This is a genomic window from Streptomyces sp. NPDC007875 (assembly GCF_042868035.1).
In the GTDB taxonomy this organism is placed as follows: Bacteria; Actinomycetota; Actinomycetes; order Streptomycetales; family Streptomycetaceae; genus Streptomyces; species Streptomyces antimycoticus.
This window is the reverse complement of the sequence record NZ_JBIADZ010000043.1, coordinates 17683-33574: the sequence shown is the minus strand read 5'-3', so window position 1 is coordinate 33574 and position 15892 is coordinate 17683. Positions and strand designations below refer to the sequence as shown.

General features: G+C 68.8%; 14 protein-coding genes and 2 pseudogenes. 11 read left to right on the top strand and 5 right to left on the bottom strand.

What is annotated here, in order from left to right; all coding sequences use genetic code 11:
- Nucleotides 1-363: 363 nt before the first annotated feature.
- Nucleotides 364-975, bottom strand: a complete 612-nt coding sequence (locus tag ACFYOY_RS44915) for a TetR/AcrR family transcriptional regulator (RefSeq protein WP_030354522.1) — start codon at nucleotides 973-975, stop codon at nucleotides 364-366.
- 144 nt (nucleotides 976-1119) lie between these two features.
- Here ACFYOY_RS44915 and ACFYOY_RS44910 point away from each other — a divergent pair, with 144 nt between their 5' ends.
- The 7 genes and pseudogenes from ACFYOY_RS44910 to ACFYOY_RS44880 form a co-directional block, all read left to right on the top strand.
- Complete coding sequence (locus ACFYOY_RS44910; RefSeq protein ID WP_351905973.1) at nucleotides 1120-1854, top strand: SDR family oxidoreductase; 735 nt, start codon at nucleotides 1120-1122, stop codon at nucleotides 1852-1854.
- Between the two features lie 32 nt (nucleotides 1855-1886).
- Nucleotides 1887-2522 carry an NAD(P)-binding domain-containing protein gene (locus ACFYOY_RS44905; RefSeq protein ID WP_351905970.1) on the top strand — a complete coding sequence of 212 codons (636 nt, stop codon included), beginning with the start codon at nucleotides 1887-1889 and terminating at the stop codon, nucleotides 2520-2522.
- 291 nt (nucleotides 2523-2813) lie between these two features.
- Nucleotides 2814-3566: an SDR family oxidoreductase gene (locus ACFYOY_RS44900; RefSeq protein ID WP_351905966.1), complete on the top strand. Its 753-nt coding sequence runs from the start codon at nucleotides 2814-2816 to the stop codon at nucleotides 3564-3566.
- Between the two features lie 136 nt (nucleotides 3567-3702).
- Complete coding sequence (locus ACFYOY_RS44895; protein ID WP_388593682.1) at nucleotides 3703-4794, top strand: Gfo/Idh/MocA family protein; 1092 nt, start codon at nucleotides 3703-3705, stop codon at nucleotides 4792-4794.
- A 70-nt stretch (nucleotides 4795-4864) separates the two neighbouring features.
- Complete coding sequence (locus ACFYOY_RS44890) at nucleotides 4865-5395, top strand: integrase core domain-containing protein (RefSeq protein ID WP_388593680.1); 531 nt, start codon at nucleotides 4865-4867, stop codon at nucleotides 5393-5395.
- 22 nt (nucleotides 5396-5417) lie between these two features.
- Nucleotides 5418-5653 (top strand): annotated as a pseudogene (locus ACFYOY_RS44885) (hypothetical protein); the annotation flags it as partial.
- A 25-nt stretch (nucleotides 5654-5678) separates the two neighbouring features.
- Nucleotides 5679-5870: pseudogene (locus ACFYOY_RS44880) on the top strand (pyridine nucleotide-disulfide oxidoreductase); the annotation flags it as partial.
- A gap of 105 nt (nucleotides 5871-5975) precedes the next feature.
- Here the strand turns inward: ACFYOY_RS44880 and ACFYOY_RS44875 are convergent.
- The 4 genes from ACFYOY_RS44875 to ACFYOY_RS44860 all read right to left on the bottom strand — a co-directional run bounded on the left by ACFYOY_RS44875 (nucleotide 5976) and on the right by ACFYOY_RS44860 (nucleotide 11150).
- Nucleotides 5976-7334, bottom strand: coding sequence for a glycoside hydrolase family 125 protein (locus ACFYOY_RS44875; protein WP_351905954.1), 1359 nt, complete (start codon nucleotides 7332-7334; stop codon nucleotides 5976-5978).
- A gap of 143 nt (nucleotides 7335-7477) precedes the next feature.
- Nucleotides 7478-8518: a LacI family DNA-binding transcriptional regulator gene (locus tag ACFYOY_RS44870; protein WP_351905951.1), complete on the bottom strand. Its 1041-nt coding sequence runs from the start codon at nucleotides 8516-8518 to the stop codon at nucleotides 7478-7480.
- A 44-nt stretch (nucleotides 8519-8562) separates the two neighbouring features.
- A complete protein-coding gene (locus tag ACFYOY_RS44865) occupies nucleotides 8563-9498 on the bottom strand; it encodes an ROK family protein (protein WP_388593676.1) in 936 nt (311 codons plus the stop codon).
- Nucleotides 9495-11150, bottom strand: a complete 1656-nt coding sequence (locus ACFYOY_RS44860; protein WP_388593712.1) for a class I mannose-6-phosphate isomerase — start codon at nucleotides 11148-11150, stop codon at nucleotides 9495-9497. Before ACFYOY_RS44860 ends, ACFYOY_RS44865 begins: the two co-directional genes overlap by 4 nt.
- A 351-nt stretch (nucleotides 11151-11501) precedes the next feature.
- Between ACFYOY_RS44860 and ACFYOY_RS44855 the strand changes: the two genes are divergently transcribed.
- Genes ACFYOY_RS44855 through ACFYOY_RS44840 form a run of 4 tightly spaced genes read left to right on the top strand, consistent with a single transcriptional unit; the run spans nucleotide 11502 to nucleotide 15843 of the window.
- Complete coding sequence (locus tag ACFYOY_RS44855) at nucleotides 11502-12815, top strand: extracellular solute-binding protein (protein WP_351905942.1); 1314 nt, start codon at nucleotides 11502-11504, stop codon at nucleotides 12813-12815.
- Nucleotides 12812-13771 (top strand): sugar ABC transporter permease, encoded by a 960-nt coding sequence (locus tag ACFYOY_RS44850; protein ID WP_351905939.1) that lies wholly within the window; start codon nucleotides 12812-12814, stop codon nucleotides 13769-13771. Before ACFYOY_RS44855 ends, ACFYOY_RS44850 begins: the two co-directional genes overlap by 4 nt.
- Nucleotides 13768-14589 carry a carbohydrate ABC transporter permease gene (locus ACFYOY_RS44845; RefSeq protein ID WP_388593673.1) on the top strand — a complete coding sequence of 274 codons (822 nt, stop codon included), beginning with the start codon at nucleotides 13768-13770 and terminating at the stop codon, nucleotides 14587-14589. Before ACFYOY_RS44850 ends, ACFYOY_RS44845 begins: the two co-directional genes overlap by 4 nt.
- 48 nt (nucleotides 14590-14637) lie before the next feature.
- On the top strand, nucleotides 14638-15843 hold the full coding sequence (locus tag ACFYOY_RS44840; protein WP_351905933.1) for a glycoside hydrolase family 76 protein: 1206 nt from the start codon (nucleotides 14638-14640) through the stop codon (nucleotides 15841-15843).
- Nucleotides 15844-15892: the final 49 nt, after the last annotated feature.

Here is a 15892-nt window from a genome sequence, read left to right as displayed (position 1 = left end):
GTGGGGGGGGGGGGGGGGGGGGGCCGGCGGGGGTTTGGTGGGGGGGGGGGGGGGGCCCCCCCCCCCCCCGGGGGCGCCCCACCCGCATCTTCAGAACCTCTGCCAGCTGCGTACGAGTTCTTCATGCGCCACCGCGTACGGACGTATGTGATCAGCTGTCTGTTCGAACCGGCGGCGCGTCGGCGCCCTGGACCGAGACGACGGCCTTAAACCCCTGCAACCTCCGAGGGTCGCCATTCTTCCCGGCGGCTTCTGCTGCGGCCTTCCACAGGCGGGCGGGGCGGCCAGTTCCGTAAAAGCCTGCAGCCAGCCGGTGCAGCCGCGTGACCGGTAGCGCGTCCAGCCCGGCCGCGATGTGCCACGTTAACTCGACACTTCCTCCCGTCGTCGGTCATCGCTGGCTGTGGCGGGGATGGCGTTGTCGATGAGGACGGCGGCGATGGCGGCGGCGGTGGGGAAGGCGTCGGCGTTGAGGACCCGGGTGCGGGCCGCGGCCCCGTCGATGAGCAGCGCGAGCTGCTCGCCGAGCTGTTCAGGGTCGGCGGCGCCGGCTTCGCGGGCGGTGTCGGCGAGCCGCGCGGCGACGGCTTCCTTGTAGTCGCGCGCGTACTGCGATGCGGGGTGCTGGGGGTCGTGAAGTTCGACGGCGGCGGCGATGTAGGGGCACAGGGGGGTGGTGGGGGGGATGTCGAAGGCGGCGAGGAGCCGTTCGCGGGGCGTGAGGTCGGTGCGGTCGAACACGCCGGACAGAACGGAGGGGTCGAACCGGCGCAGGTACTCGGCGACGAGTTCGTCCTTGCCGGTGAAGTGCTGGTAGGCCGTGCGCTTGGACACCTGGGCCGCCGCGCAAAGCTGGTCCATGCCGGTGCGGTTGATGCCCTGCTCGCGGAACAGTTGCTGGGACGCGCTGATGATGCGCTCGCGGGCGCCCCGGCCGCGGCGGCGGCCCGTGGGGCCCTTCTCCAACTCCGTCATGGCTCCATCGTACCGCAGCCAGGTAACGACCGGTGTACATAGTTTGCGGCCCGGCCGCCCACCCAGTACCGTAAGCACACAGTGCGGTGTACATAACACCGTCACCCCAGGTACACACGGCACCACCGACCCAAGGGAACGACTATGGGAAAGCTTGACGGCAAGGTCGCGGTCATCACCGGCGGCACCACCGGCATGGCGCTGGCAGGCGCGAAGCTGTTCGTCGACGAGGGAGCGCACGTCTTCATCACCGGCCGCCGCCAGGACGCCCTGGACGAGGCCGTGAGGCAGATCGGCCGCAACGTCACCGGCGTCCAGGGCGACGCCGCTGACCTGGATGACCTGGACCGCCTGTACGACACCGTCAAGCGGGAGAAGGGAAGCCTCGACGTGCTGTGGGCCAGCGCAGGCGGGGGCGAGCCCGCCCCGCTCGGCGAGATCACCGAGGCCCACTTCGACACCGCGTTCTACCTCAACGCCCGCGGCACCCTGTTCACCGTCCAGAAGGCCCTTCCGCTCTTCAACGACGGCGGCTCCATCCTCATGACCGGCTCCAACGCCTCCCTCGGCGCCTTCCCCGGCTGGAGCGTCTACGCCGGCAGCAAGGCCGTCCAGCAGGCATGGGCCCGCGTCTGGCTCAACGAGCTCAAGGACCGCCGCATCCGCGTCAACGTCCTGACCCCCGGCCAGGTCGCCACCGCCAAGCAGGAAGAACTCTTCGACGAGGCCACCAAGCGCCAGTTCGAGTCCCTCATCCCCCGTGGCCAGATGGGCCGCCCCGACGAAATCGCCACCGCCGCCCTCTTCCTCGCTTCCGACGACTCCAGCTACGTCAACGGCATGGAACTCGTCGCCGACGGCGGCACCACCGCCATCTAAACCGGACAACTACAACCAGGGCAGGACATCTCATGAGCAACATCAGCATTATCGGCACCGGGAACATGGCCCGCACCATCGGAGCGCGGGCGATAGCGGGCGGCAACACCGTCGAGGTCATGGGCCGCGATCGGTCCAAGGCCGCTGACCTGGCCAAGGCTCTCGGCGGCGGCGCCACGACGGGAGAATGGGGCACCGCCCCGGCCGGGGACATCGTCATCGTGGCCCTGTTGTACGACGGCGTCGTGCCGGTCGTCGCCCAGTACGGAGATACTCTCGCGGGCAAGGTCATCGTCGACATCAGCAATCCCTTCAACTCCACGTTCGACGGGCTAGCCCACCGCGAGGAGACCTCGATCGCGCAGGAAGTCGCCAAGGCGGCCCCGGCAAGCGCCAGCGTGGTGAAGGCGTTCAACACCATCTTCCGCCATGTCCTGGAGAAGGGTCGGCCCGACGTCTTCATCGCTGGCGATAATGCGCAGGCCAAGGCGAGTGTGGAGGCGTTCATCGAGACCCTCGGGCTGCGCCCGCTGGACGTCGGCGGCCTGAAAATGGCGCACTGGCTGGAAGGAGCGGGCGTGGTCACGGTGGGCCTCGCCAACCACGGGGTGGGTAACTTGGACTTCGCCCTCGGCATCACCGAACTTCCCGTCCCGGTTAACGGTTGACAGATGACCGAAAGGACTCGCCAAGTGAGGCCGTGGCGAGTCGGCGGGGTAGCCGTCCTGCACGTCCTTCCCGAAGGCGAAGATCACTCCGTCAGGTCGATGACCGCTCCGTCCAGCCGTGCTTCGGCCACCTCCAGCCCCTGGGCCGCCGGGCGGCCGTCGGTGAACTCGGCGGGCAGCCTGGTCACGCGCGTTTGGGTCTGGCCGTTCGTCAAGGCCGTAGCTCGGTGGTGGGGGACCCAGGCGTGCGCCGACCAACTGCCCGGCAGGAATGGACATAGCGTCCTCGGCATGAGCACTTTGAGTACGGCGCTGGTCACCGGCTCCACCAGCGGTATCGGTGCGGCGGTGGCCCGCGCTCTCGCTGGAGCCGGAATCCGCGTCCTGGTCACGGGCCGGAACAAGGACCGTGGTGAGGCCGTGGTCGCGGACATCACCCGCGATCAGGGGACGGCTGTCTTCTTGCCGAGTGAGCTGGATCGGCGGCCCGCCGAGTTGCGCCGGTTCGCCGAAGCCGCCGCCGAGGCGCTCGGCGGCCAGGTCGACATCCTCGTGCACTGCGCAGCGGTGTGTCCCGCGGTGGACACACTGGCATGGTGCGACGGGGATCTGGAGACAGCGCTGGCTGTGAACGTGCGGGCACCGCACGTCCTCACCGCCGCGCTGGCGCCGGGGATGGTCGGGCGCGGCCGGGGCGCGATCGTGGTCATCGGCTCGTGGATGGCCGGCGTGGGCTCTCCGTTCGTCGGGCTGTACTCGGCGACGAAAGCCGCGGAGATTCAGCTGGCACGCAGCTGGGCGGCCGAGTTCGGGCCGAGCGGCGTGCGGGTCAACACCGTCTCCCCCGGAGTGACCCGCGCCGCCGAGGAGGCTCAGACAGAACAAGCGGTGATCGCACTGGCCGCCGGCACCCCGGCCAAGCGCGCCGGTACCCCCGACGAGGTCGCCGCCGCCGTCGCCTGGCTCGTCTCCGACGCAGCCACCTACGTCCACGGTGCCGAGATCCCCGTCGACGGCGGTATCAGCTCCACCCGGCTGCACTGAGTGCGGCGGCCCCGGGCACACGCTCCGGACCCCTACCGCCTGCACCGACAGCACCGGCCGCCCTGCGCGAGCCAGGCGGGATACAGCGATGCCGTCGCATACGACCGAAAAGATCAACACCATCAGGAGACCACGCATGTCCCTCACACAGGTGCGCGTAGGCATCATCGGGGCGAGTGCTCAGACGGGCTGGGCGCAGGTGTCGCACGTCCCGGCGATCCAGGCACTCGACGGCATCACGTTGGCGGCGGTCGCCACCCGGCGGGAGGAGAGCGCACGCGAGGCAGCGGCGGCCTTCGGCGCACAGGCATGGCACACCGACCCGCTCGCCATGATCCAGGACCCCTCGATCGATATCGTCACCGTGGCAGTCAAGGTCCCCGACCACCGCGACCTCGTTCTCGCAGCCCTCGACGCTGGCAAAGCCGTCTACTGCGAGGCGCCGCTGGGAAGCTCTCCGGCCGAGACGCAGATGCTCGCCGCAGCAGCCCGGTCCGGACACAGCGTCATCGGTCTGCAGGGCCGCTACAACCCCTCGGTGCGGCGCGCGGCCCAGATCATCGCCGAGGGCCGCATCGGACGACCGCTCAACGCGCGGGTCGTGTCGACCTCGTACGGCTTCGGACCGGCGAGCGCCTCGGGGTACGAGTACTTCGAGAAGAAGGAGTCCGGCGCATCCCTGCTGACGATCACCGCCGGCCACACCCTCGACATCATCGAGGCACTGCTCGGTGACATCACCGAAGTGGACGCCCGTACCGAAACCCTGTGGCCCCACCCCGCACTCCTCGACACCGGCGGACAGGCAAGCCGGGAAGTACCCGACCACGTCGACATCCTGGCCCGTACCACGACGGGTGCGGTCGTCACCGCCGACGTCATCGGCGGCGTGCCGCCCGAGAACGCGGACTTCCGCTTCGAGCTCCGCGGCACCGACGGATGGCTCTCACTCACCGGCGGTTCCCTCTACGGAGTGCAAGGCGGGGACCTCAGCCTGGCCTCCAGCGCCTCCTTCGACGCCCCCGACGAGCCCGCGGCGCCAGCCGCCGCCGCGAGCCCCGCGCTGAACGTCGCCGAACTGTACGCATGCCTGGTGCGTGACGCGGAGACGGGCAACCGGTCCGCACTCGACTTCGCCCACGCACAGCACAACACCGACCTGGTGGCGGCCGTGGCCCAGGCCGCAAGCTCCGGGCGGCGATGGACCTCCGCGACCGCGAAGAGCTGAACCCCCGGAACCGTCCGCGGCGTGTGGTGCGTCTTCCGGCGGATCAGGCCTGCGGCCACCCGATAGATGCATGCCGAAAACCGCAATTCAGGGCAACTTGCCGTTCGCCGACAGGCCGTGTATCACCCAAGCCGACTTGGAACGTCAACCCGCCGAGTTCGTTCTTCCATACGGCCCGTACCGGCTGCCCCGCCGCGAGCTCGGCAACGATGCGTGGAGGCTCGACAGGCACCGTCGGTTCGACGCCGTCTTCGCCGGCAACGGCACGGCCGTCATCCCGACTCCGTCGCAAAGTCCCCGGTCCAGCGCGTTCGCCGAACGATGGATACGCACAGCCCGCGCCGAATGCACCGACCGACTCCTGATCACCGGTGAACGACACCTGCGTACGGTCCTCAACCAGTGCGCAGAGCACTCCAACACGGGACGGGCCCACCGAAGCCTTGGCCTGCGAGCACCCGACGACGACCCGAACGTCATCCCCCTGCCCGCTGCCGCGGTCAGGCGCCGCCGGGTACCTGGCGGACTGCTCAACGAGTATCACACCACGTCGCCCCGGCTGCCTCACCAGCCACAGGAAACGCCCAGCTCAGCAGCCTAAATGGAAGATTGGCACCCTTCAGGCCTGGGCGGTCGTGTCCGGGCTGGTTCGATTGTGGCCGTTCCCCGTCGCACGATGGGTGGCCAGTGGCCGATGATCCTCAGTGGCGGCATCTCGGTCCTGGCCGGAGCGTCGTTCGTCGCGTCGGCCGGCGCGGACAAGCCCACGCTCACCAGCGCGATCGGTTACGCGATCCCGGGCGGCATCTCCTTCCTCGTCTCGGCCCTGCGTCTGGGCCGCGCCGCCAAGGAGAAGTGACACGGACGGCCACACATACGACGTCATCGTGATCGGCGCGGGCCCGGTCGGCGAGAACGTGGCCGACCGGGTGGTACAGGGCGGGCTGAGCGCCGTCATCGTCGAGCGGGAACTGATCGGCGGTGCGTGCTCCTACTGGGCCCGCATGCCGACCAAGGCTCTGCTGCGGAGTACGGCTGCACTTCGTGCGGCCCGACAGGTGCCGGGAGCTCGTCAGAAGCCGAGCGCGGCGCCATGCACACTGCCTCGCCCGCGTAGGGAAGTTGTGCAGGGGCCCGCGGCGTGCTCACTCGGCGTAGACGCGCAACGCGCACGGATTTCATCACCATTCCCGTGCGGCCGTCCTGCGACAGCCTTGGTCGGCCGCCCCCGGGGTGAGCGATGGAGAGGCCCACAGGGGGCGGTTGCCGAGTTCGGCGATGTCGAGCGCGAGCTCGGCGTACATGGCGTTGGCCCAGGAAAACCATGGACGGGTGAACTTACGGGGGTCGTCTTTGTGGAACGACTCGTGCATCGCGCCCGTGCCCGCGTCGGTGGCAAGCAGTGTTTGCAGAGCCGTGATTCGCTCTGTGGTGTCGTTGCTGGTCAGACCTCGCACGGCAATGGCGATGGGCCAGATGTGCCCATCGGGCGTGTGGGGGCTGCCGATGCCTTCGGCGGCTGTTCCCCGATACCAGGTGGGGTTTGCCGGTGAGAGGGCGAACCTGCGAGTGGCGAGGTAGACCGCGTCGGTCGCGGGGACGTTTGCGACTAGGGGAAGCGAGAGCAACCCGGGCATGTTGGCGTCGTCCATCAGTAGCGTGTTGCCCTTGCCGTCCACCTCGTATGCGTAGATCAAGCCGAACTCGGGGTGCCGCACGGTGCCGTGCCGCACGGTGGCCGCTCGCAGTTCTGCCGCCAGTTGGGCGGCGTTCTCGGCGAGTTCTGTGTCGTGGACGTGGCGTGCCAGTTCGGCGGCGCCGTCGAGGGCGGCGGCAGCGCACAGGTTTGCGGGGATGTTGTAGCCGTAGCGGCACGTGTCGTCGCTGGGCCGGAACCCGCTCCAGGTCATCCCGGTCCGGGTGACAGGTGTTCCTCGTCCCGCGTTCCGCAGGGTGTCGCCCGGTAGGCCGTTCTGGCGCAGGAAGCGATACGTGGAGAGGCGCTCATGGTCCTGCTCCGTGCGCCACACCGCGATGACGGTGCGCGCTGTCTGGAGCGCCTGGGGGAGGTGGTCGGTTCGCCCGCTAGCTGCCCAGAAGCGATGGGCCAGCAGGAGGGGGAAAGCGAGGGAGTCGACTTCGTACTTCTCCTCCCACACCCAGGGGTCCTCGCACAGGTCGCCGGGGTCATGAGCTTGCCCGGAGGGCTCGGCGTTGAAGGCGTTGGCGTAGGGATCGCGCGCGATCTGCTGGAACTGACGATGCAACACGGCGAGCAGGAGGTCCTGCAGGGCCGTGTTGTCGTGCAGGAGTGCCAGGTAGGGCATCATCTGCGTCGAGGAGTCGCGTAGCCACATGGCGGGGATGTCGCCGGTCACGACGAAGGCGGTGCCGTCGGGCATTGGCCGGATGGTGCGGGCCAAGGTGTCGTCCAGGCAGCGCACCAGCGTCTGGCCGAAGCGGGGGTCGCCGAGGTCATCAAGTCGGTGGACTGCCTGCTGGACGATCGGGTGGTCTTTGACGCTGGTGGGGAAGCGCATGGGTCAGCCTTTCGGCGGTGGGCTGGCTGTCGGTCCCCCGCGCTACCGGGCGGGTCGGGTCGGCGCACACCCCTTGTGGGGCCGTCTCGTCTGCACCGGAAGGGCAGGGGTGGCGGGGGCTGGGGCCGTCGCGGACGGAGGCGTCAGGCGCTGGTAGGCGGGTGGCCCAGCCTGTCCCCGGAAGGCGTGCCGTGGTGGACGACGCGGGTGGGGACGGTGACGCGGCGGGAGGCCGGCGGCGCTGCGTCCTGGTGTTCGAGGCGGTCGATCAGCAGACGTGCGGCCTGGCGGCCGATCTCGTCGGCGTCGTAGGAGACGAGAGTCAGCGGCAGGCCGAGGACATCGGACAGGTCGAAGTCGTCGAAACCGGCGACGGGAAGGGTGGTTCCTGCCTTGTACAGGGCCCGGATCGCGCCCTGGCTGATGCGGTTGTTGGTGCAGAACAGCGCGGTGGGGCGTTCGGCCTGCTTGAGCAGTTCGAGGGTTGCCCGCTCTGCTGTCGCGGAGTCGACCAGACCCTGGCGGATGAGGGCGTTGTCCGGCTCGATGCCGACTTCTTCGTGTGCCGCCCAGAACCCGCGCAGGCGTTCGGCACCGGTGTAGAGCGCCGGCGGGTTGCCGAGGAAGGCGACGCGGGTATGTCCATCGGCCAGGAGGCAGGCGGTGGCTTCGCGCGCGCCGTGGAAGTCTTCGACCAGTACGCAGTCGGTGTCGAGCCCGGCGGGTGGCCGTGCCGCGAAAACGACCGGGACGTGCCGCATGGCGCCGGCCAGGTGCTGCTGCCGACTGCCTGCCGGGACGACGATCAGCCCTTCGACCTGGTGATCGATGAGTCCGTCGATGAGCTCGGGTTCTCGATCGGCCTGCTCGCCGGAATTGCTGAGCAGCATGCGAAAGCCGTACTCCGTGAGGACTTCCTGGACGCCGAGCGCGAGGCGCGAGTAGAAGGGGTTGGCGAGGTTGGTGACAACGAGGCCGATCATCCCGCTGCCCCCGAGGCGGAGACTGCGTGCGGTCTGATTGCGGCGGTAGCCCAGTCGGTCGACCGCCGCGAAGACCCGCTGGCGGGTCGCTTCTGAGACGCCGGGGTCGTTCTTGAGTACGCGTGAGACGGTCATGGCACTGACCTGCGCGAGCTTGCCGACGTCGTGCATGGTCGGCCCGCTGCCCCGGCGAGCGGTCATGCCCCTGCCCCTTCCTCTGTCTGCCTGCATCGGTGCCCTGGTCTTCATGAGGCGTCTGATACGCCCTGTGCCCAGCGGGCGGCCCCGATCAAGGGGGCCTCCTCAGGCTGCCGGGCCGGTAGAACAGGTACATCCGGTCTGCCGGCCGAAGCCAGCCCCTTGGTGAGCGCAGGGTGGATCAAGTCCCACGACTGGGCCATGGAGCCACCGATGACCACCGCGGTGGCTTCGAAACGGTCGATCCATGGAGCCAGGGCCTGGCCGAGTGCGTCGAAAGCGTAGCGGAAGGCTTCTGCCGCAGCGGCGTCGCCCTTCTTGGAGCGTTGGGCTATCTCATGCACATCGGGGAGAAGTTGGCCGTCCGTTGCGGCAGCAAGGCGGGCGTAGTGGGTGCGGATGCCACGGCGCGAGACCGTGTCCTCCAGCGGCCGACCGTGCACCGTCAGGCGGTGCACGTGTCCGCTCGGCGGCACCAGGGGGCCGGTGTGGACAGGACGGCCGGCGGACAGGAATGAGGAACCCACGCCGGTACCCAGCGTCAGGCAGAGGACACGGTCGTGACCCGAGGCGGCACCGGCGCCGTACTCGCCGATGGCGAACGCATCGGCGTCGTTGAGGAATCGCAGCCGCTCGGACCGGTCGGCCAGCCGCTTGCGCAGGCCGGCCCGGACATCGACGCCGGACAGGGACTCGAACTTTCCCATGCCGGTGAAGCGGCCGACGCCGGTGGCGTAATCGAAGGGGCCAGGCATTGCCACACCCCAGCACAGGCCGTGCCCGGCGGGCAGCGCCAGGGCGGCCATGGCGATGGTGTCGAGGATGGCGTCGGCTCCCGCGTGCGAGCTCAGGGGCTTGCGGATCACCGTGGACGGGATGGGGTGGCTGGTGGTGGGGGCGACGAGCGCGGCGGTCACATGAGTACCGCCGATGTCGAGGACGGGAACCGGCGCCGAGGCCCGCCCCGTGGAGGCCACGGTCACGGTTCGACCACCAGCGCCTTGACGATCTTCACCTCGTCGCCGCCCAGCGCGCGGACGCGGTATGGGCCGACCGAGGCGGGGATCGTGATGGTCTCCGCGAAGGCCAGGGTATGGGTGCGGCCGTCGTGGGTTTCGACGAGGGCGCCCTCGCCCGCGGCGACGTTGAGAATGTGGAAGCGGCCCGCGGTGTCGTCGAGGATGTCGGCGCCCTGCGCCACGACGAGGCGGTGCACTGCGTAGAACATCTCAGGCAGTGCGCCGATGACCTCCTCGCGCCAGCCCGGACCCTCGCGCAGCGTACGCGGCCGCTGGATCAGGTCCTTGGTGACGTCCTCTCCCCGCCGGGCCGTGTCCAGGTTGGCGAAGCCGTGCTCGTAGGGCATGGGCCGGGAGGCACCGGCGGCGTCCTTGCGCAGCCAGTCGTAGAACCGCAGGGAGTACAGGTACGGGGTCGCGCTCACTTCCAGCACCAGGTTGCCCGCGCCGGAGGCGTGCGGTGTGCCTGCCGGAATCATGAACAGCTGGCCCACCGTCGCCGGGTGGGACTGGACGTGGTCCTCGACGGGCATCGGGTTGCCGTTGTCGATGGCGTCCTCCACCTGGCGCCGCATGGTGTCGAGGTCCGCGTCCTCGGTGAGGCCGAGCAGCACCTGGGCGCCGTCCTCGCCGGCTGTGACGTAGTACGTCTCGTGCTGGGTGTACGGCCAGCCGAACACCTCCCGCATGTACCGCTCCCGCGGGTGGAGGTGCAGGGACAGGTTGCCGCCGCCCATCGTGTCGAGGTAGTCGAAGCGGATCGGGAAGGAGGTGCCGAACCGGCGGTGCACGTCTTCACCGAGCATGTCCTCGGGGTGCTCGACACACAGCAGCTGGAACGGGACCTCGACCTGGGCCCCGCCCTTATCACCGACCAGGATTCCCGCTTCGGGCGCGATCAGCTCGTAGCCGAGGGCCGTGTTGCCGGCCTGCGGGGTGAAGCCGAGTTCACTCGCCGCCCACTGGCCGCCCCACGGGGTGGAGTTGAAGTACGGACGGGTGCGCACCGGGCCCCGGGCCAGGTACGCCAGGGTGCTGCGCAGCGCGGCACCGTCCAGTGCGGCCGGGCGGGCCGTGTCCTGTACATCGATCCATCGGTCGACACGTCCCGCGATCGCGTCGCGGTGCCGGTCCAGCACGGGCCAGTCGGTGTAGAACAGGCGCACCAGTTCGCCGGGCTCGGCGGGGCGCCCCAGGTTGACGCCGACCGGCAGTTCGCCCTTCGACACCGCTGCCTCGGCGTACCGCTTCGGCAGGTCCGCGTACCACAGCACATCCGGACCGCACAGCGATGCGCCCGGCCCGTACACCACCACCACTCCATCCTGCACGGGCCGCTCGGGCCGTGGAACGGAGTCGAACAGGTCCGCGACCTGTGCCTGGGACAGCGGAGTGAAGAACGGATCACCGGCGGGGACAGGCTGGGCGGCTATCCGCTCACCGGCCGCCGCGTAGTGGTCGCGAACATCGAGCAGGTCCACGTCGCGGCCCGCGGAGCGCACGGCTCCCGCAAGACCATCGGCCAGCGCGGCCCAGTCGAGGGCGGCGGGGCCGTCGACTGCCAGGACGAGCGGGCCGAGCGGCAGATCTGCGGCCAGGGCCGGCCAGCCGACCATCACCTCTCCGCCGACCGGCTGGTAGCTGGGGTGGGGGTCGTATGAACGAGACGCGGGCACATCTGCTCCTTACTCGGCTCCACGGCAGGTTAACGATAACAGTGCTTGGCTGGAGGTGTCCACGCCCTTCCCGTTGGACCTTTGGGGTATGGATGCGTCTTTGACCAGCAGAGTTATGGGGAACTGTCTTGGGGTTGGATTCTTATCGTCCCGAAGTCTTGCTACCGCCGGAATGGTGTCGTTAACCTCCACGCAACACACACAGGGCAGATCCGGGGTCTCTTTGGCATCACCGGCGCCCTGTGATTCACATCCGGCCATGCAGGTGGCCCGATTCCGTGAAGGTGATCAATGTCAGCATCGGGCAGGACCAGCAGCGCAGCCGTGCCGCTTGCACGGCGTCGCTTCCTTGCCGGGATGGCCGCCGGCGCGGCCGCTCTGACGGCGGGGGGCTGTGCCCGGGGGACGAGCACGTCCGCGCAGCCGGGGACCACGAGCATTTCCAACGACAACGCCACCTGGGACGACGGCTACCGCTCGGCCGGCCGCGAGCTGAAGAAGATCACCGGTTACGCGCTCAGGCCGCTGTCGAATCCGTCGGTCACCTCGTACCAGCAGGTCGTGCAGATGACCCTGCAGACCTCGAAGGCATCCGACCTCATCAAGTGGGCGTCCGGCTATCAGCTCAAGCGTCTGGCGCGTGCCGGCGGACTCACCGACCTGACCCGCGTCTGGGAGCAGTACGCGGACAAGGGATGGGTGCGCGGCACATCACGGGAGGCCGTCTCCTACCGCGGCAAGGCGTTCGGGATCCCGCTGTACGAGTCGTACTACGTGCTCTTCTACAGCAAGCCGGTGTTCAAGAAGCTGGGCCTGTCCGCCCCGGGCAGCTGGGCCGAGCTTCTGCACTGCGCTGAAGTCCTCAAGCGCAACAAGATCACACCGTTTCTCGCCAGCCAGGTGGGCGGCTGGCCCGCGATCGAGTGGTTCCAGGAACTGGTCAGCAAGGTCGACCCTCACTTCTACCAGCGACTGGTGGCCGGCGAAGCCTCCTACACCGACGACCGGGCCCGTCAGGCGATGGACATCTGGCACGACTTCATGCGCAAAGGCTGGATGACATCCCCCGACTTCGACCAGGCGCGCGGCCCCGGAGCGCTGAAGGAGGGCACGGTGGGCATGTTCTTGCACGGCACCTGGCAGGCATCCGGCATGTCGGCGGCGGGCATGAAACCGGGCACCGACTACGGCGCCTTCATCCTTCCCACGGTGCGGCCCTCCACCTCCAAGAGCGTGATCGCCGAGTCGGGCGTCTTCGTGGTGCCCAGCCGCGCGTCTTCGCACGACGCCGCGATGGCGAACGTCGGGGCCTGGCTCGACCCGTCCGTCCAGCGGGTGTGGAGCGACTTCCTGCAGGACAGCTCCGCCAACCCGAAGGTGAGTTCCAACAACCCGGTGGTGGCCGGGCTCCAGCGGGACATCGCCCGCAATCGCCGGCTGGCGCTGGTCCGCTACTGGGAGGCCAGCCCGCCCAGCCTCATCCAAGGCAACACCAACGACCTCGGCGGATTCATGGCCGGGCAGACCTCGCCGGCCACCACGCTGAGCCGGATGCAGGAGCGTGCACACGACGAATGGGCGGCCTGGAAGCGAGATGAAGCATGAGCAATTCAATGACCGACCAACGCCCGCCGACTGCGGCGAGCGGGCCGGCAGCGCCCCAGCGTGCGATGCGGCGTTCCCCCCTTGCACATACGTGGCGCACCGCGCGTGAGCGTCTGGTGGCCGGCGGATTCATGGCTCCGGCTGTCCTCCTGGTCACGCTGTTCCTGCTGGCCCCGTTCGCGTGGACCGTCTACCGCAGCTTCTTCAGCGACACGCGGACCTCGCCGTTCAGCTGGTTCGACAACTACTCGCTGTTCGCCTCCGACCCGGCGCTTTCCCGCTCCATCCAGAACACGCTGATGTGGGTGGTGGGCACGGTCGTGCTCCCGTTCGTGCTGGGGCTCGCCATCGCCTGCATGACCAACACCGGCCGCTTCTCGCGCCTCGCACGACTGTGCGTCGTACTGCCCTACGCGTTGTCGGGATCCGCGGTGGCGGTGGTGTGGAACTTCATGCTCACCACCGACGGCGCCGTCAACCAGGTCCTGACGACCCTGGGGCTGGATTCGCTGGCGCAGGGGTGGCTGCTGACCTGGCCCGGCAACACCATCGTGATGATCCTCGCCAACGCCTGGCAGGCCACCGGCGTGGCCGTCATCCTCTTCCTGGTCGGGCTGCAGTCCATCCCGCCCGAGACCCTGGAGGCCGGCTCCCTGGACGGTGCGAGCGGCTGGCAGCAGTTCCGCCACATCGTCCTGCCCCAGCTCCGCCCGGTGTCGATCATCGTGATCGGCATGAGCCTGGTCAACGGGCTCAAGTCGTTCGACCTGATCTGGGTGCTCACCCAAGGTGGCCCCGGACGGGCCACCGAGACACTCGCCGTGTCCATGTACAACGAGACCTTCCTGGAACTGCGGCCCGGCGCGGGAGCGGCGATCGCGGTCGTCCTCACCGTGATCGTGCTGGCGGCCTCCTGGCTCTACCTACGCCGCCAGCTCGACGTGAAAGGCGTATGACGATGTCCCTTGGCCGAGTTCTGCGCAACGCCACCATTGCGATACTTGCCGTGCTGTGGCTGGTGCCCACCTGGCTCCTCGTCGTCAACGCGCTGGTACCCGCGGGGAGTTACTCCGGCAGCCCGCACTGGCTGCCCCAGGACTTCGGGCTGTTCGACAACATGTCCCAAGCCTGGGACAAGGCCAACCTGGGCCCGGCTCTCGGCAACAGCCTCCTGTACGCCGTGGTCAGCGCCGTGGCCGCCGCGGTGATCGCCGGCTTCGCCGCCTTCGCCACGATCATCATGCCCGTCAAACGGCAGGCATGGTGGTTCTGGGTGATCTACTCCGGCACCTTGCTGCCCCTGCAGGTCTTCATCAGGCCCCTGTTCCTGTCGTACGCGCACACGTCGCTGTACGACACCCAGATCGGTCTCGTACTGATCTACACGGCGATCGCGGTCCCGTTCGCGTTCTTCGTCATGCGCAACTACGCCCTGACGCTACCGCGGGAGGTCGTGGAAGCCGCACGCATGGACGGTGCGTCGTGGTGGCGGGTGTTCTGGCAGATCCACGTCCCGCTGACCCGGTCCGCCATGATCGCCGTGTTCGTGTTCCAGTTCGTGGCCGTCTGGAACGACCTGATGTTCGGCATCACCATGGTCACGAGCCGCAACATCCGGCCCGTCATGGCCGCGCTCGCCGACCTGCAGGGCAACTACTCCAACGTCGGGCCGCCCATCGTGCTGGCCGGCGCCCTCCTGGTCTCCCTGCCGACCCTGGTGCTCTTCTTCTCCGCCCAGCGCTTCTTCGTCAGCAGCCTCAAGATCCATCGCTGAGCCCGCACGCCCTCTCCTGCCTCCTCACCGTCGCGAAGGGAAACACTCATGCTGCGATCGCTGCTCACCCGTGCCACCGCTCCCGTCGTCTGCGCCGGCCTGCTCTGGACCGCTGCCCCCGCATACGCCCAGAGCCCCGAACGTGCCCGCCCGGTCTCCTCCGACGAATGGGCCGACCGCGCCACCAGCACCTACCGCGCCCTGCAGAAGCACCTGTACGAGGGCTCCGACCACCACGGGCTGTACCTGGAGCACACACCCCGGCAGGCCGCCGACCCGGAGCACTCCTACCTGTGGCCGTTCCGCGAGGCCGCGCAGGCAGCCGTCGACATGCAGGAACTCCCGCTCACCGGGTCTTCCTACCGGCATGACGCGGCCGAGCGGTTCGACACGGCCGAGCTCTACCTCACCCGTGGCGAGCGCCCGGGCTACGAGTCGTATCTGCCTGCCCCTCTGGGCACGGGCGGTGACGTGTACTACGACGACAACGCCGTGGTCGCCTTGACTCAGCTCGACCAGTACGAGGCCACCGGCGACGAACGCTTCCTGAAGCGGGCCGAGCAGGTCGTGCCCGTCGTCTCCCGGGCCTGGGACGGCGACACCACCAAGACATGTCCGGGCGGAATGGACTGGTACGACTCGCCCAACAACAACATCCGGGCCACCAACGTCACCGCCCTGTCGGCCCAGCTCGCCGCCCGGCTCTACGAGCACACCCGCAACCGGACCTACCTCGACAAGGCAGAGCGGTGGTACGGCTGGGTGTACTCGTGCATGCGCAAGGCGCCCGGCCTGTACGTCAACGACCGCGGCGACGACGGCAGCACCAACGAGACCCTTTGGACTTACAACTCGGGCTCCATGATCGGCACCGCCACCGCGCTCTACCGCGGCACCGGCAACGTCGGGTACCTGAAGAAAGCGGTGGAGGACGCCCGCGGCTCCCTGGCGTACTGGACCGAGGGCAGCCGTCTGCACGACCAGCCGGCCGTCTTCAACGCCTTCTACTTCAAGGACGTGCTCGACCTGGACACCGTCCGCCCCAACTCCGCCTATGCGGAAGCCATGAGCGCCTACGCGGACAGCACATACAAGTCCAACCGGGACGCCTCCACCGGCCTGTTCCGCTTCCAAGCCTCCAACGGCGGCGACTACGACCCCACAGCGCCGGCCGCGACCCTCAACCAGTCGGCCATGGTCCAGATCTTCGCCACCCTCGCCGACGCCACCCACCAGCGCCGCCAGCCCTCCTGACGCGGCGGGACCGCAGCACCGCACCCTCAACGCAAAGGACCTCACGCAC

Bases quoted from the DNA above. Each gene is read 5' to 3' on its own strand.
- ACFYOY_RS44915 (WP_030354522.1), bottom strand. From the start codon at position 975: ATGACGGAGTTGGAGAAGGGCCCCACGGGCCGCCGCCGCGGCCGGGGC.
- ACFYOY_RS44860 (WP_388593712.1), bottom strand. From the start codon at position 11,150: ATGGTCGGCTGGCCGGCCCTGGCCGCAGATCTGCCGCTCGGCCCGCTC.
- ACFYOY_RS44850 (WP_351905939.1), top strand. From the start codon at position 12,812: ATGAGCAATTCAATGACCGACCAACGCCCGCCGACTGCGGCGAGCGGG.
- ACFYOY_RS44910 (WP_351905973.1), top strand. From the start codon at position 1,120: ATGGGAAAGCTTGACGGCAAGGTCGCGGTCATCACCGGCGGCACCACC.
- ACFYOY_RS44855 (WP_351905942.1), top strand. From the start codon at position 11,502: ATGTCAGCATCGGGCAGGACCAGCAGCGCAGCCGTGCCGCTTGCACGG.
- ACFYOY_RS44875 (WP_351905954.1), bottom strand. From the start codon at position 7,334: ATGCGCTTCCCCACCAGCGTCAAAGACCACCCGATCGTCCAGCAGGCA.
- ACFYOY_RS44895 (WP_388593682.1), top strand. From the start codon at position 3,703: ATGTCCCTCACACAGGTGCGCGTAGGCATCATCGGGGCGAGTGCTCAG.
- ACFYOY_RS44840 (WP_351905933.1), top strand. From the start codon at position 14,638: ATGCTGCGATCGCTGCTCACCCGTGCCACCGCTCCCGTCGTCTGCGCC.
- ACFYOY_RS44870 (WP_351905951.1), bottom strand. From the start codon at position 8,518: ATGACCGCTCGCCGGGGCAGCGGGCCGACCATGCACGACGTCGGCAAG.
- ACFYOY_RS44845 (WP_388593673.1), top strand. From the start codon at position 13,768: ATGACGATGTCCCTTGGCCGAGTTCTGCGCAACGCCACCATTGCGATA.
- ACFYOY_RS44900 (WP_351905966.1), top strand. From the start codon at position 2,814: ATGAGCACTTTGAGTACGGCGCTGGTCACCGGCTCCACCAGCGGTATC.
- ACFYOY_RS44905 (WP_351905970.1), top strand. From the start codon at position 1,887: ATGAGCAACATCAGCATTATCGGCACCGGGAACATGGCCCGCACCATC.
- ACFYOY_RS44890 (WP_388593680.1), top strand. From the start codon at position 4,865: ATGCCGAAAACCGCAATTCAGGGCAACTTGCCGTTCGCCGACAGGCCG.